This is a genomic window from Streptomyces sp. NPDC060184, from assembly GCF_042728795.1.
In the GTDB taxonomy this organism is placed as follows: Bacteria; Actinomycetota; Actinomycetes; order Streptomycetales; family Streptomycetaceae; genus Streptomyces.
The window spans coordinates 36,231-51,101 of the sequence record NZ_JBHWYX010000055.1 but is presented as its reverse complement, the minus strand read 5'-3'; the positions used below and the strand labels follow the sequence as shown (position 1 = coordinate 51,101).

Genomic DNA, 14,871 nt, shown 5'->3' with positions numbered 1-14,871 from the left:
GCCCCCGCCCGGCCGCACCGCCCCCTTCGCCGTGCCCGTCAGAGCGCGCCGAGCGCCTGACTGATGGCGTCGGCGGCCTCGATGACCTCGCGGACGAGGGCGAGACGCTGCCCCTCGGTCCGCTGCCCCGCGGCCTCGGAACGCTCCCCGAGCAGCGAGGCCGGACCCCACAGGGAGATGGCGGCGACCACGTCACCCGAAGCGTCACGGACGGGCGCGGCCAGCGACGCGCGGCCCAGGGCGCGCTCCTCGGCCTCGACGGCGTACCCGGTCCGCCGGACGGTCTCGATCTCGGTGTCGAGGAGGTCGTGACTGGTGGTCGTGTACTCCGTGTGCGCGTCGAGAGGATCGCCCAGCAGCCTGCGGCGCTCCTTGGGGGAGAGACCGGTGAGCAGGCACTTGCCGATGCTCGTGGCGTGCAGCGGGGCGGTGTGTCCCGCCTGCGTGTACGACTTCGGGGCGCGGGGGCCCTCGAAATTGCCCAGGAACATCAGCTCGCCCCCGCGGCGTACGGCCACGTTGGCTCCGAGCCCGGTGCTGGTGGCGAGGGCTTGGAGCACCATGCGGGCCGCCCGGTGCACGGGGTGCCGGTTGGTGGCGGTGGCGGCGAGGGGGAGCAGGCCGAGGCTGAGCCGGTAGAGGTTGCTGACCGGATCGCGTTCGACCATGTCGAGGCGCTCCAGGGTGGACAGCAGTCGAGAGGTGGTCGACGAGCCCAGCCCGGTCAGCTCGGCGACGTCGGAGACACGGAGTTCGGGCCGTCCGGAGTCGAGTGCGCGCAGCACCGAGACCGCTCGTTCGACACTCTGGTTCGTCCCGGCGTCAGTCCCCCGCGTGGCCATGACCCTCCTCGTTTTGCAAACGGCTTGCACTATCTGCATCAGCATATCGCGCATGATCGAAGCCCGTACGTGGAAACGGCGACCGCGTCAGTTCCGCCGCGCCGGGCGGAGCCCACGCCGGCGGCGTCGCGGAACTGCCAGGTCGCCGGGCGAAGATGTCCGGTCGGCCGGACCCGGTGAGCGCGGTCAGGCGGCGGGGTGCGGTGCCTCCGTCCGGCCCGCCGTCGACAGGAAGTGCCGCTGCGCCTCTTCCAGGGCCGCTGTCTCGGCCCGCTCGCCCGGGTGGTCGAAGTGGCCCGCCCGCAGGACGAGGAGCTCGCGCGGTCCTGCCAGTGCGTTGTGGATCGCGAACTGCCCCGGCGGGGGTACCGACGGATCGAAGAGGGCGGCGGCCACATGGACCGGGATGCGAAGGTGACGGGCGGCGGTCGCGGCGTCGAAGTACGCCAGGACGTCCAGCACCGCGGGGTCCTCGGCGAGTCGCGTACGCACCGACTCTCCGCTGCCCGTGCACGGCAGCGTCACCCGTAGCGGATGGTTCCCGAAGGTCGGCACCGTGAGGCCCGCCGCATGGAAACGGTCGTCCCAGGGAAGCGCCAGCGCCCCGATGCCGCCGCCGAAACTCGTGCCCAGGTAGGTCAGCCGCGCGGCGGCCTCGGGCACCAGCCGCTGCAGCGCGGTGGCAGCGCACCAGACGTCCGCCACGCACCCGCCGATGAGATACGACTCCCGGGAGCCGATGCCCTGCAGCACGTGCCCGGCCGAGTTGGGGGGCACGCCCGGCAGCAGGCTCCGCGTTCCGAGCCCGCGCAGACAGGGCCAGATGGTCGCGGTCCTTGCCGGGGCCTGCCAGGGGTCCGGCGCCTCGCGGCCTCCGTAACCGTGCGTCGACACACAGCCCTGCGTGACGCCTCCGTCGGCCGGGACGGTCAGCCAGCCCCCGATCCGGATGCCGTCGGTCGACAGGTACGAGACGTCGGCGATCCGCACACCGTCCACCGTGGTCCAGGGCCCCTCGATCCGGGGATCCGGGTCGACGCCCAGCGCACGCGCGTGGCGCTCCCGCCAGAAGCCGGCGAAATCGTCCGGCCCTTCGGGAGCCTCCACCGCGAGGAGGCGCGGCAGGTCGTGTCCGTGGGTGGGGTCGAAGGGGAAATCATGCTGGAGCGGGCTGAGTTCACCGTCGTGCGAATTGAGCGGATGGGTGGGCACGATCTCTCCTCGTTCGGTGTGCGGTGGCCGGCACGCCGTTCTGGAACGGTTCCCGGCACGACGTGCCGTGGTCGGCGGACCCTGGTCCCCGGTACGGGCCGCGCCTGCCGGCCGGGTGGTCACGGCGTTCGTTCCGGCGAGGACGGCGGCGAGTCGGCCCCGGGGCGGCCCTTCGGGGTGGCGGAGCGGGGGAGGACCTCGCGATGCCCGCCGGCGCGATCCCCGTTGCGATGATCATCGCCCGCGCGACCATACGGCGGCCCACCAGTACCCCGCAACAGGTCGTGGCCCGGTTTTCCGGGCGGACTTCTCCCTGTGTGCTCATCGGCGCGGCTCGACGTGGTGCGACGCGACGTCCCGCACCTGCCCGCCGTTCGCGCACCGGTGCGCGCTTCCTTCGCCGCCGCCTCGCGCGCATACCCGAAAGACGCGTCGCTGCGGTAGGGCGTAGATCACCCTCGCAGGGCCATTGACGCCCCTGACTCAAACCGGTTTAGTGAGGGCCAGTTGATCACTTAAACCGGTTTAGAGGCCGGATGATCCGATCAAAAACACTTCAACCCGCTTTGCCCGCTTGCCGGGAAGGCGGAGAGCGGAAGGCGCGCCATGGCCCGCAGGCCCACCATCGACGACGTCGCACGGCGTGCGGGTGTCTCGCGCAGTTCCGTCTCGTTCGCCCTGAACGACCGGCCCGGGATCGCCGAGGAGACCAAGGCGCGCATCCTCGCCGCCGCGGCCGAACTCGGCTGGACGCCGAGCCGCCCGGCGCGGGCCCTCTCGCTCGGCAAGGCGGGTGCCTTCGGGCTCGTCCTCGCCCGGGAACCCGACCTCATCGGCGCCGACCTGTTCTTCCCCGCGTTCATAGCGGGTGTCGAGGTGGTCCTCGGGGAGCGCGGCGACGGGCTCATGGTGCACCTCACCACCCCCGAGCGGGAGCGGTCCGTGTACGAACGGCTGGCCGCCGACCGCCGGGTGGACGGGGTGCTCCTCACCGACCTGCGCCACGACGACCCCCGCCCCGCCCTTGTCCACCGGCTCGGACTGCCGGCCGTGGTGGTCGGGCAGAGCGAGTGGAGCGACGGCCTCAGCTCGGTGAGCCTCGACGACCGGCCCGCCTACGTGGAGGCCGTACGGCGCCTGGCGGAGCTGGGACACCGGCGCATCGCCCACGTCGAAGGACCCCAGGAGTTCCGCCACGCGCACCGGCGCCGGGAGGCCTGGCAGGAGACGCTGCACTCGCTCGGCCTGCCCGAAGGGCCCGTGCGGTCCGGCGGTTTCACGGCGGAAGGCGGTGCGCGGGCCACCCGCGAGCTGCTGGCGCTCGCCGAACCGCCCACCGCGATCGTCTACGGGAACGACCTGGCCGCCACGGCCGGGCTCTCCGTGGCCCAGGAACTGGGCGTTCCGGTACCGGACCGCCTCTCGGTCGTCGGCTACGACGACACCAGCCTCACCCGCTACACCCACCCGCCGCTCTCCTCGGCCCGCGCCGACGCGCGCGGCTGGGGCGAGGCGGCGGCCCGCGCCCTGGACCGGGTGCTGGCCGGCGGGGAGGTGGCGCACGTCGTGCTGCCGCCCGCCGAGTTCGTCCCCCGCGCCTCGATGGGCCCGGCGCCCCGTGCCTGACGGCCGGGCCGGCGGCCCGGTGGGGGTGCGGCAAGGAATGTCCGTCCGGCGACGAGGCCGGGCGTGAACAGTTCGGAGAGTTTGCATGCTGAGGAGAACGGCGTACTCGCTGCTCGTACTCGCCCTCGCGAGTGCCGCGACAGCCTGCGGCCGGTCGGCGCCGGACGGGGTGACCGCGGCGAACGCGCGCGGCCCCATCACGGTCTGGCTGTCCAACAACGCCCAGGAGGTGGCCTGGGGTGAGAGCATGGTCGCCGCCTGGAACAAGAGCCACCCGGACCAGCACGTCACCGCCCAGCAGATCCCGGCGGGCAAGACGTCCGAAGAGGCGATCAGCGCCTCGATCATCGCGGGCACCAGCGCCTGCCTGGTCTTCAACACCGCGCCGGCCTCGGTGCCGACCTTCGAGAAGCAGAACGGCCTCGTACCGCTCAGCGACTTCCCGGACGGCGACGCCTACATCCGGCAGCGCGGCGGCGCACTCACCGACCAGTACACGTCGCAGGACGGCAAGTTCTACCAGCTGCCGTGGAAGAGCAACCCGATCATGATCCTCTACAACAAGAAGATCTTCGCGAAGGCCGGTCTCGACCCGGAACACCCGCAGCTGGCCACCTACGGCCAGTTCCTGAAGACCTCCCGCACCCTCGTGCACAGCGGCGCCGCCAAGGCAGCGATCTGGCCCGCGCCCAGCAGCGAGTTCTTCCAGTCCTGGAACGACTTCTACCCCGCCTTCGCCGCGCAGAGCGGCGGCAAGCAGCTGATCGAGGACGGCAAGCCGCAGTTCGACTCACCGGCCGGCCGCCAGGCCGCGGCCTTCTGGCGCACGATGTACGCCGAGAAGCTGGCGCCCCAGGAGGCGTATCCCGGTGACGCCGTGAACGACGGGAAGGCCGCCATGGCCACCGTCGGGCCGTGGGCGGTGGCCGCGTACAAGGACAGCGTCGACATCGGCGTCGTACCCGTACCGACCGCGGCGGGCACGTCGCCGGACGACACGTACTCCTTCAGCGACGAGAAGTCCGCCGCCATGTTCAGCGCCTGGCGCAACCGGGCCACCGCCTGGGACGTGCTGAAGTTCGCCACCTCCGCCCAGCAGGACGGGAAGTTCCTCGACGCGACCGGGCAGATGCCGATGCGCGAGGACCTGGCCTCCCGCTATCCGGACTTCTTCGCGGAGAAGCCCGTGTACACGGCGTTCGCACGGCAGGCCCAGCACGTCGTCGAGGTCCCCAACGTGCCGGGCTCCGTCGACATCTGGCAGGCGTTCCGCGACGAGTGGACGAAGTCCGTCGTCTTCGGCGAGGAACCCACCGGAACCGGACTGCGCAAGGCCTCGGACAAGATATCCAAGCTGCTCGACGAGTACGGAGACCCGTCATGACGAAGCTCCGTCCCACCGCGACCGCGACCGCGACCGCGACCGCCACCGCGACCGTCGGCCCTGGCGCGACCACGACCGTCCCCATCGGCGCGGGCGCCTCCGGCCAAGCGGCCGGAATCCGCCACCGGCGGGTGCGCTCCAGGACCGGCGCGCTCTTCGTGACGCCGTACGTCCTCTTCCTGGTGTTCGTCTTCGCGGTCCCGATGGTCTACACCCTGTGGATCTCCGTCCACCGCTTCTACTTCACCGCCCCCGGAACCCACGTCGACTCGCCGTGGGTCGGACTCTCCAACTACCGGGACGTCTTCACCGACCCGGTCGTGGGCCGCGCCTTCCTCAACATCGCCGTCTTCCTCGTGATCAACGTGCCGCTCACGGTGATCCTGGCGCTCGTGCTGGCCTCCGCGCTCAACTCCAAGATCCGCTTCCGCGCCTTCTTCCGCGCCGCCTACTACCTGCCGTACATCACGGCGAGCGTCGCGCTGGTCGCCGTGTGGCAGTTCCTGTTCGGCTCGGACGGCTTCGTCAACAACCTCCTCGGCTCGCACGCGCCGGACCCCTCGTGGCTGGTCAACTCGCACCTCGCGATGCCGATGATCGCCTTCTTCGTCACCTGGAAGCAGCTCGGCTTCTTCGTGATGCTCTACCTCGCCGCCCTCCAGAACGTCGGCAAGGAGCTGTACGAGGCGGCCTCCGTCGACGGGGCGGGCCGGGTACGGCAGTTCTTCGCGGTGACCGTGCCCGGAGTACGGCCCGCCACGACCCTCGTGCTGATCTACGCGATCATCACCGGCGCCAACCTCTTCAGCGAGCCCTACCTGCTGACCGGCGGCGGCGGCCCCGACCACGCCTCCACTTCGCCCGTCCTCCTCATGTACCAGAAGGGCATCGAACAGGGGCACCCCGACTTCGCCGCCGCGCTGGGCGTGGTCCTCGTCGCCTTCGTCCTCGTCATTTCGCTGGCCGCGCGCAAACTCTCCGAGAGGGGCAACTGACATGAGCGCCTCCCACCCCGCCACCGCCCCGGTCACCCCGGTGACGGACCGGCCCTCCTCGGACCTGCCGGACCCCACCGGGCGGACCGGCAGGCGCCGCCCCTGGGGAACGGCCGCCAAGTACACCGTTCTCTCGCTCGGTGCGGTCGCCTTCCTCTTCCCCTTCTACTACATGGTCGTCGGCTCGCTGCGGAAGACGACCACCGGCGACCTGTCCTCCGCCGTGCCGAGCGGGCTCACCGGCAGCAGCTACACGGCCGTCGACGGAGCGATCTCGCTGGGCCGTTCGCTGCTCAACTCCGGGATCATGACGATCGGCGTCCTGCTGTGCACCCTCGTCCTCGGGGTGCTCGCCGGCTACGCACTGGCCCAGCTGCACTTCCGCGGCCGGGGCACGGTCTTCGCCTCGCTGCTGCTCGTGCAGATGGTGCCCTTCCAGCTCCTGACGCTGCCGCTCTACGTCCTCGTGGTCCGCGACTACGGACTGGGCGACAACTACCTCGGGATGATCCTCCCGTTCGCGATCAACTCGACGGCCGTCTTCCTCTTCCGCCAGTTCTTCCTCCAGCTGCCGCAGTCCCTCTTCGAGGCCGCCCGCCTCGACGGCGCGGGCGAACTGCGCATCCTGTGGAAGATCGCACTGCCGATGGCACGGCCCGCCGTGCTGACGGCGATGCTGCTGACCTTCATCGGGCCGTGGAACGAGTTCCTCTGGCCGTTCCTGGTCACCAAGAACGCCGACATGCAGCCCCTGGCGGTCTCCCTCGCCAGCTTCCTGTCCAACCTCCAGGGCACGGTCGCCAACCCGACCGGCGCCCTGCTGGCCGGCGCCTGTGTGCTGGCCGCCCCCGCAGTGGCCCTGTTCGTCCTGTTCCAGCGCCACTTCACCTCGACCGACATCGACTCCGGAGTAAAGGGCTGATCCCCGCATGAGCACCACCAGCACCACCTCGGCCATCCCCTACCGCCTCGTCCGCAAGGGCCTGGTCATGTCCCCGCTGCCCGGCGAGGCCGACGAAGCGGAGGGAGTCCTCAACCCCGCGTCGGGACGCACCCCCGACGGCCGTCTGCACCTGCTTCCGCGCCTGGTCGCCGAGGGCAACGTCTCCCGCGTCGGCCTCGCCGAGGTCACCTTCACCGACGGCGTCCCCAGCGGCGTCGAGCGGCGCGGCGTCGTCCTCGCGCCCGACGAGGGCTGGGAGCGCGGCACCAACAACGCCGGGGTCGAGGACCCCCGCGTCACCTGGGTCCCCTCGCTCGGCAAGCACGTCATGTCGTACGTCGCCTATGGCCCCCTCGGCCCCAAGCCGGCCCTCGCCGTGTCCGAGGACCTGACGACCTGGACCCGCCTCGGCCCGATCCAGTTCGCCTACCAGCCTGACCTCGACACCGACCTCAACCTCTTCCCGAACAAGGACGTCGTCCACTTCCCGGAGCCCGTACCCGGCCCCGACGGCGAGCCCGCCTACGCGATGCTGCACCGCCCGATGTGGGACCTCGGCTGGTTCCGCCCCGGCGAGGGCGTCCACCTGCCCGCCGGGATCACCGACGAACGGCCCGGCATCTGGATCTCGTACGTGCCCGTCGCCGAGGTCGAGGCCGACATCCGCGCCCTGACCCGCCCGCGCGACCACCGGCTCGTCGCCCTGTCCGCGTACCCGTGGGAGGACCTGAAGATCGGCGGCGGCCCCGCCCCGATCCGTGTCCCCGAGGGCTGGCTCCTCATCCACCACGGCGTCTCCGGTCACATCGAGGACCCCTTCGCCCAGAACCAGAAGGTTTCCTACGCGGCGGGCGCGATGATCCTCGACCCCGCCGACCCCGCGAAGGTCCTCGCCCGCTCCGACGAGCCGCTGATGGCGCCCGAGACCGAGGAAGAGCGCTCCGGCACCGTCCCGAACGTCGTCTTCCCGACCGCGATCGAGGAGATCGACGGCGAGTTGTACGTCTTCTACGGCATGGCCGACGCCCACATCGGCGTCGCCCTCCTGGAACGCGCGGCATGACCTCGGCGCCGGCCCCCCTCGGCCTCGGACTGGTCGGCTGCGGCGGCTTCGGGACGTACGTCCTGGACGCCGTGGCCGGCCTGCCCGGGCTGCGCCCGGCCGCCGTCGCCGACCCCGACCCCGCACGGGCGAGGGCGCTCGGCGAACGGCACGGCGTCCCCGCGTTCGGCTCCCTGGAGGAGCTGCTGGAACGCGCGGACGTGGCGGCCGTCGCCATCGCCACCCCGCCGGCCGCGCACGCCGCGATGGCCACCGCCGCGCTGCGCGCCGGCCGGCACGTGTTCTGCGAGAAGCCGCTCGCCACCACGGCGCGGGACGCCCGCGCCGTGGCCCGCGAGGCCGAACGCGCCGGGCGGGCCCTGGTCGTCGACCACGTCCTGCGCTACAACCCGCTGCTGCGCGCCCTGGAACGGCTCACGGCCGAGGAACTGCTCGCCGCCCCGCACCGGTTCATGTTCGAGAACGACGCCTCCGACCAGGACCTCGGCCCCGGCCACTGGTTCTGGGACCGCGAGCACAGCGGCGGGATCTTCGTCGAGCACGGCGTCCACTTCTTCGACGCGGCGCGCGCCCTGCTGGGCACCGACCCGGTCAGCGTGCGCGCGACCGCCGTACGGCGGCCCGGCGGACCGGTCGACATGGTCAGCGCCGATGTCCTCCACCCCGGCGGCGTCCTCGCCTCCCACTTCCACTCCTTCACCCACGCGCACCGCTGCGAACGCCAGTCGATGCGCCTGGACCACGGTTTCGCCGAGACCAGGATCGAAGGCTGGATCCCGGTCCGCGCCGAGATCTCGGCCTGGACCGACGAGGCGGGCGCCCGAGCCTGGGAAGAACTGCCGGAGCGGGCCGCCGACCTGCTGCACGTGGACGGCTTCCGCCCGCACGGCGGAGAACGCGTCACCGTCACCGTCGAGCGCGACGCCGGGAACTCCGCCACCGCGAGCGGACGCGGAGAGGTACGCACCGTGCCCCACCACGTCCGGGCCGTCCTCGACCTCGGCGGCGAAGCCCGTAAACCGCACGCCTACCGCGAGAGCGTCCGCGCCGCCGTCGCCGACCTGGTCCGCGTCGCACGCGACGGAGGCACCCCGGTCGCCGACGCGCTCGCCGGGCTCACCGCCGTCGCCGTCGCCGAGGCCGCCACCCTCGCCGCCGACACCGGCACCGAACAGCCCGTACCCGCCCCCGGCATCGCCCCACGCCCCATCGCACCACCGCACCTCCAGGAGTCCTCATGAGCTGGTGGCAGGACGCCGTCTGCTACGAGTTGTACCCGCGCGCCTTCGCCGACTCCGACGGCGACGGCACCGGCGACCTCGCCGGAGCCACCGCCCGGCTCGACCACATCGCCGGGCTCGGCGCCGACGCCGTCTGGATCACGCCGTTCTACCCCTCGCCGCTCGCCGACGGCGGATACGACATCGCCGACCACACCGGCGTCGCCGCCGACCTCGGCAGCCCCCAGGACTTCGACGAACTCACCGCCCGCGCCCACCGCCTGGGCCTGAAGCTCATCGTCGACCTCGTGCCCAACCACACCTCCGACCAGCACCCCTGGTTCCAGGAGGCGCTGGCGGCAGGACCCGGCTCCGCGGCGCGCGACCGCTACCTCTTCCGCCCGGGCCGCGGACCGGCCGGCGAACTCCCGCCCAACGACTGGCAGTCGGCCTTCGGCGGCCCCGCGTGGACCCGCGTACCGGACGGCCAGTGGTACTGCCACCTCCACGCGGCCGAGCAGCCCGACCTCAACTGGCGTTCCCCCGAAGTGCGTCAGGCCTTCACCGGCATCCTGACGCACTGGCTGGACCGGGGCGTGGACGGCTTCCGCGTCGACGTCGCCCACGCCCTGTTCAAAGCCGAGGGCCTTCCCGACGCCGGCCCCGGACAGCACCGGGACCCGCTGCGCAACCACCTCATGCCCTACTACGACCAGGAGGAACTGCACCCGCTCTACCGCGAGTGGCGCACCCTCCTCGACACCCACCCGGCACCGCCCGGCGCGGTAGCCCCGCACGAGCGGGTCATGGTCGCCGAGTCCGCCGTCTTCGACCCGACCCGGCTCGCCCGCTACACCCGGCCCGACGAGATGCACCAGGCCTTCAACTTCGCGTTCCTCGAAGCCGCCTGGGAACCGGGCGAGCTGCGCCGCGTCATCGACGCCTCGCTCTGCGCACCCGGCGGCGGGGCCGTCACCTGGCTGCTCTCCAGCCACGACGCGGTCCGCCCGGTCACCCGCCTCGGCTCCGCCGCACGTGCGAGGGCCGCCGCCCTGCTCATGCTCGCCCTGCCCGGCTCCGCCTACCTCTACCAGGGCGAAGAACTCGGCCTGCCGCAGGCCCGCATCCCCGACGACCGCATCCTCGATCCGCTCTGGGAGCGCTCCGGCCACACCGAGCGGGGCCGCGACGGCTCCCGCGTCCCGCTGCCGTGGTCCGGCGACCGCGCCCCGTACGGCTTCACCACCGCGGACCCCGACCGCACCTGGCTGCCGCAGCCGGACGACTGGGCGCCCCACACCGTCGCCGCCCAGGAACACGACCCCCACTCCACCCTCACCCTGTACCGCGAGGCCCTGCGCCTGCGCCGCGACCATCCCGCGTCCGACCCGACGGCCCCGCCCCACTGGCACTCCGCGCCCGGCGACCCGTACCTCGCCTTCCGCCGCTCCGGCCTGACCTGCGTCGTCAACCTCGCGGACCGGCCGCTGTCCTGGACCACCCTCGGCGTGACCGGCCGCCCGGTCCTGGCCAGCGGACCGCTCGACGGCGACGCGATCCCGCCCGACACCGCCGTGTGGCTCCTCGACACCACCCCCGAACCGCAGTCCCTCGAAGTGCAGTCCCTCGAAGTGCAGTCCCCCGAAGGAGACGGCCATGGCCGCGCCCACTGAACCCGCCCCCCGCACCGACCTGTCCGGGCTCGTGAAGGCGTACGACGTACGCGGCGTCGTACCCGACCAGTGGGACGAGACCACCGCCGAGCTCTTCGGCGCCGCGTTCGTCCAGGTCACCGGGGCGCGTGCCCTCGTCACCGGCCATGACATGCGCGCCACCTCACCGGGCCTCGCCCGCGCCTTCGCACGCGGAGCCACGGCCCAGGGCGCCGACGTCACCGAGACCGGCCTCTGCTCGACCGACCAGCTGTACTACGCCTCGGGCGCGTTCCATCTGCCCGGTGCGATGTTCACCGCCTCGCACAATCCGGCCCGGTACAACGGCATCAAGATGTGCCGGGCGGGAGCCGCGCCGGTCGGCCAGGACACCGGTCTCGCCGAGATCCGTGCCCTGGTGGAGCGGTGGTCCGAGCACGGGGCGCCCGCGCCGGCCGCCGTCGGGGGCACGCTCACCGAGCGCGACACCCTCACCGACTACGCCGCCCACCTGCTCGGTCTCGTCGACCTCACGGCGATCCGGCCGCTCAAGGTCGTGGTGGACGCGGGCAACGGCATGGGCGGCCACACCGTGCCGACCGTCCTCGCGGGGCTGCCGCTCGACGTCGTACCGATGTACTTCGAGCTCGACGGCACCTTCCCCCACCACGAGGCGAACCCGCTCGACCCGGCCAACATCGTCGACCTCCGGGCCCGGGTCCTCGCCGAGCGCGCCGACCTCGGGCTCGCCTTCGACGGGGACGCCGACCGCTGCTTCGTCGTGGACGAACGCGGCGAGCCGGTCTCACCGTCCGCCATCACCGCGCTCGTCGCCTCCCGCGAACTCGCCCGCAGGCCCGGCGCGACCGTCCTGCACAACCTGATCACCTCGTGGTCCGTCCCCGAGGTCATCCGCGAGAACGGCGGCACCCCCGTCCGCACCCGCGTCGGCCACTCGTTCATCAAGGCAGAAATGGCCCGCACCGGCGCCGTCTTCGGCGGCGAACACTCCGCGCACTACTACTTCGCCGACTTCTGGAACGCCGACACGGGCATGCTCGCCGCCCTCCACGTCCTCGCCGCCCTCGGCGGACAGGACGGCCCCCTGTCCGCCCTCACCCGCCGCTTCGACCGGTACGCCGCCTCCGGCGAGATCAACTCCACCGTCACCGACCAGTCCGAGCGCTTCGCCGCCGTCCGCGCCGCCTGGCGCGACCGCGACGGGGTCACCCTCGACGAACTCGACGGCCTCACCGTGAGCGGCCCCGACTGGTGGTTCAACCTCCGCCCCTCCAACACCGAACCCCTCCTCCGCCTCAACGCCGAAGCCCGCGAACCGCACACCATGCGGACCCTGCGCGACGAGGTGCTGGCCCTCGTCCGCCGCTGAGACGGCGGGGACGGACTGCCCTTCTCCCGCTGTTTGATGAGGGAGCGAGTCCCCGGGGCGCGCGCTGTCATGGGGACCCCCTGCGCTCCCACGGGGGTCGGCGGCTGCGTTCCTCGGCAGGCTCCCGCGCGGGTAGTGCTTCGCGGCAGCGATCGGCCATGGGCCAGCGCGGTACGCTCCCCGAACTCCCGACCGGGCGTGGTGATGGGGAGCGACATCTACACCTATGCGGGGGGAGATGGGGCGGAGAGCGTGCGCGACGAGGATCGGCAAAGAGATTGCAAAGCCCTTGAGCCGGGCCAGGTCGCGAAGGGTCCTCTCCGCGCGAGCGGAGGTGAACCGCAGTCGAGGCGCGAGCAGCCACCCCCGATGAGGTCCTCTCCGCGCGAGCGGAGGTGAGCCGGTGAAGGAAGACCCCTTCAGGTCGCCGCGCCTGGTCCTCTCCGCGCGAGCGGGGGTAAACCCCGGTGCGCTCCCTGCACGTCGCGCACGAGCCACCACTGTCTCAACGCGCCCGTCTCGGTGTGGTCCCGCCGGAATGGAGCCTGGCCGGTCCGCCGCCGGGAGCAGCGGATCGGCCAGGCGGCCGTCTCAGTGGGCGGGGGTCTCCTCGGGGCGTGCGTGGCGGGGGAGCAGGAAGGCGAGGAGGAAGGTGAGGACGAGCATGCCGTCCACGATCCACAGCACGGTCTTCATCGCCGAGCCGAAGCCTCCGCGGAAGGCGGAGGACGCGGTGTCCTGGAGAACGGCGGGCACCTTGGCGGCGGCTTCGGGTGAAGTGACGGCGGAGCGGGCGTCCTTGTCCAGGCGGGTGCAGGAGGAGGGGGTCGCGGCGGAGTCCTTGGCGACGGCGCGGTCAGCGGCGCACCGGCGCAGGTCCGCGACGACACGGTCCTGGGTCGCGGGCGTGATGTGGACGGCGCTGAGCCGGTCGCGCAGACCGTCCGCCTGGTGGTCGACGGAACTGGCGATCGAGCCGCCCAGCAGGCCGAAGAACGCCGTACCGAGGATGGCGACTCCGAAGGCGCCGCCGAGCTGCTGAATGGCGGTCATCGTGCCGGACGCCGAGCCCGTCTCGTGCTGCTCGACGCTGGCGAGCACCATGTCGAAGAACGGGGCCATCAGCAGGCCCATGCCGGTGCCGGTCACGAGCAGGGCGGGCAGGAGCTGCCACGGGCCGACGCCGCCGCCTACGGCGTCGAGCGTGAGCCAGACACCGAACACGCCGAGTCCCATGACCAGCGCGCCTGCCTGCAGCACGGTCCGGCCGAACCGTGCCACGGCCTGGGCCAGTCCGAATCCGACGATCATGCCGCCGGACCAGGGCACCATCACCAGGCCCGCCTTGAGCGGTGAGTAGCCCAGTCCGATCTGGGTGTAGAGGTTGAAGACGAGCATGAAGCCCTGCATGGCCGAGAAGAAGACCAGCCCGAGGACCATGCCTCCGCTGAACCCGCGCTTGCGGAAGAGGCTCGGGACGACCAACGGGTCCCGCCCCGCCTTGCTGCGGCGCGACTCGTACAGGGCGAAGGCGACGAAGACGGCGACCGAGGCGGCCAGCATCGCGAACGTCCAGGCGGGCCAGTCGTACTCGCGGCCCTGCACCAGCGGGAAGATGACGAGCAGCGCGGCGAGCGAGACCAGGAGCATGCCGGGGATGTCCAGGCGCGGCTTGTCGCCGGCCTGGGTCCTGGGCAGGTAGCGCAGGGCGCCGAGGAAGGCCGCGGCGCCGAGCGGCAGGTTGATCAGAAAGATCATCCGCCATCCGGTGCCGAAGTAGTCGGCGTCCACGAGCCAGCCCGCGAGGATCGGCCCGCACACCGCGGACAGTCCCATGACCGGGCCGAACAGGCCGAACGCCTTCTGCGACTCCTTCGGCGGGAACATCTCCTTGATCATGCCGAGCCCCTGAGGCAGCATCACGGCGCCGAACAGTCCCTGGACGACCCGAGCCGTGATCAGCATGCCGGGCGAGGTGGCTATCGCACACAGCAGCGAGCCCGCGGTGAAGCCGGCGGCACCCACCAGGAACATCCGGCGGCGGCCGTGTATGTCTCCGAGGCGCCCGCCGGTGACCAGCCCGACGGCCATCGAGAGGGTGTACGCGGCGGCGAGCCATTGCAGCGTGGACGCGCCACCGCCCAGGTCGGCCCGCATGGAGGGACCTGCGATGTTGGTGACTACGGCGTCCAGGAGATCCATCACCTCGGCGGCGAGGATCACGAAGAGCGCGACCCAGCGCCACCGGTAGGGCGCCGGGGAGTCGGTGGGCGTCGGGGACGACGCAACACCGGTGGTGGACATCGGATCTCCTCGTGGAAGGGCAGCGCCGGTCACGGTCGGACAGGGCGCCTGATGGTCGTGCTGATGGCATGCCGCAGCGGAGAACACGGCTCGCGGGAGAACAGTGTTCAGTCAGAGAACGGCGTTCATTAAGATATAGCGCAACGGTCGGCCCCGGGACAAGATATATCGCGTTCTGTGGGCAGGGCGGGCGGGGCAGGGCAGGGGGCAGGTATGGGGAGTGGGTGAGGGTGTGTGCCG

The 14,871-nt window shown here is 72.1% G+C and carries 11 protein-coding genes; 8 read left to right on the top strand and 3 right to left on the bottom strand.

Annotated features, from left to right (window positions below):
• Window positions 1-38 precede the first annotated feature (38 nt).
• Together ACFWEE_RS28515 and ACFWEE_RS28510 are read right to left on the bottom strand one after the other, a co-directional pair.
• Window positions 39-842 carry an IclR family transcriptional regulator gene (locus ACFWEE_RS28515; RefSeq protein WP_386893381.1) on the bottom strand — a complete coding sequence of 268 codons (804 nt, stop codon included), beginning with the start codon at window positions 840-842 and terminating at the stop codon, window positions 39-41.
• A 186-nt stretch (window positions 843-1,028) separates the two neighbouring features.
• Window positions 1,029-2,054: an acetylxylan esterase gene (locus ACFWEE_RS28510; RefSeq protein ID WP_386893379.1), complete on the bottom strand. Its 1,026-nt coding sequence runs from the start codon at window positions 2,052-2,054 to the stop codon at window positions 1,029-1,031.
• Between the two features lie 606 nt (window positions 2,055-2,660).
• On the opposite strand from ACFWEE_RS28510, the gene ACFWEE_RS28505 reads away from it, so the two are divergent.
• The 8 genes from ACFWEE_RS28505 to ACFWEE_RS28470 all read left to right on the top strand — a co-directional run bounded on the left by ACFWEE_RS28505 (window position 2,661) and on the right by ACFWEE_RS28470 (window position 12,327).
• Entirely contained in the window at window positions 2,661-3,680 is a 1,020-nt protein-coding gene (locus ACFWEE_RS28505) for a LacI family DNA-binding transcriptional regulator (protein ID WP_386893378.1), read from the top strand.
• Between the two features lie 85 nt (window positions 3,681-3,765).
• Window positions 3,766-5,064 carry an extracellular solute-binding protein gene (locus ACFWEE_RS28500; RefSeq protein WP_386893376.1) on the top strand — a complete coding sequence of 433 codons (1,299 nt, stop codon included), beginning with the start codon at window positions 3,766-3,768 and terminating at the stop codon, window positions 5,062-5,064.
• Window positions 5,061-6,059, top strand: coding sequence for a carbohydrate ABC transporter permease (locus ACFWEE_RS28495; RefSeq protein WP_386893375.1), 999 nt, complete (start codon window positions 5,061-5,063; stop codon window positions 6,057-6,059). The genes ACFWEE_RS28500 and ACFWEE_RS28495 overlap by 4 nt, the downstream gene beginning before the upstream one ends.
• Before the next feature lies 1 nt (window position 6,060).
• Complete coding sequence (locus ACFWEE_RS28490; protein ID WP_386893373.1) at window positions 6,061-6,981, top strand: carbohydrate ABC transporter permease; 921 nt, start codon at window positions 6,061-6,063, stop codon at window positions 6,979-6,981.
• Between the two features lie 7 nt (window positions 6,982-6,988).
• On the top strand, window positions 6,989-8,065 hold the full coding sequence (locus ACFWEE_RS28485) for a glycosidase (RefSeq protein ID WP_386893371.1): 1,077 nt from the start codon (window positions 6,989-6,991) through the stop codon (window positions 8,063-8,065).
• Window positions 8,062-9,306: a Gfo/Idh/MocA family protein gene (locus ACFWEE_RS28480; RefSeq protein WP_386893370.1), complete on the top strand. Its 1,245-nt coding sequence runs from the start codon at window positions 8,062-8,064 to the stop codon at window positions 9,304-9,306. Before ACFWEE_RS28485 ends, ACFWEE_RS28480 begins: the two co-directional genes overlap by 4 nt.
• Entirely contained in the window at window positions 9,303-10,958 is a 1,656-nt protein-coding gene (locus ACFWEE_RS28475) for an alpha-amylase family glycosyl hydrolase (protein ID WP_386893368.1), read from the top strand. The genes ACFWEE_RS28480 and ACFWEE_RS28475 overlap by 4 nt, the downstream gene beginning before the upstream one ends.
• The gene (locus tag ACFWEE_RS28470) at window positions 10,942-12,327 is read left to right on the top strand and encodes a phosphomannomutase/phosphoglucomutase (RefSeq protein ID WP_386893367.1); all 1,386 of its coding nucleotides are present in this window, start codon (window positions 10,942-10,944) and stop codon (window positions 12,325-12,327) included. The genes ACFWEE_RS28475 and ACFWEE_RS28470 overlap by 17 nt, the downstream gene beginning before the upstream one ends.
• Before the next feature lie 591 nt (window positions 12,328-12,918).
• On the opposite strand, the gene ACFWEE_RS28465 is transcribed toward ACFWEE_RS28470, so the two are convergent.
• On the bottom strand, window positions 12,919-14,631 hold the full coding sequence (locus ACFWEE_RS28465) for an MFS transporter (protein WP_386893366.1): 1,713 nt from the start codon (window positions 14,629-14,631) through the stop codon (window positions 12,919-12,921).
• Window positions 14,632-14,871: the final 240 nt, after the last annotated feature.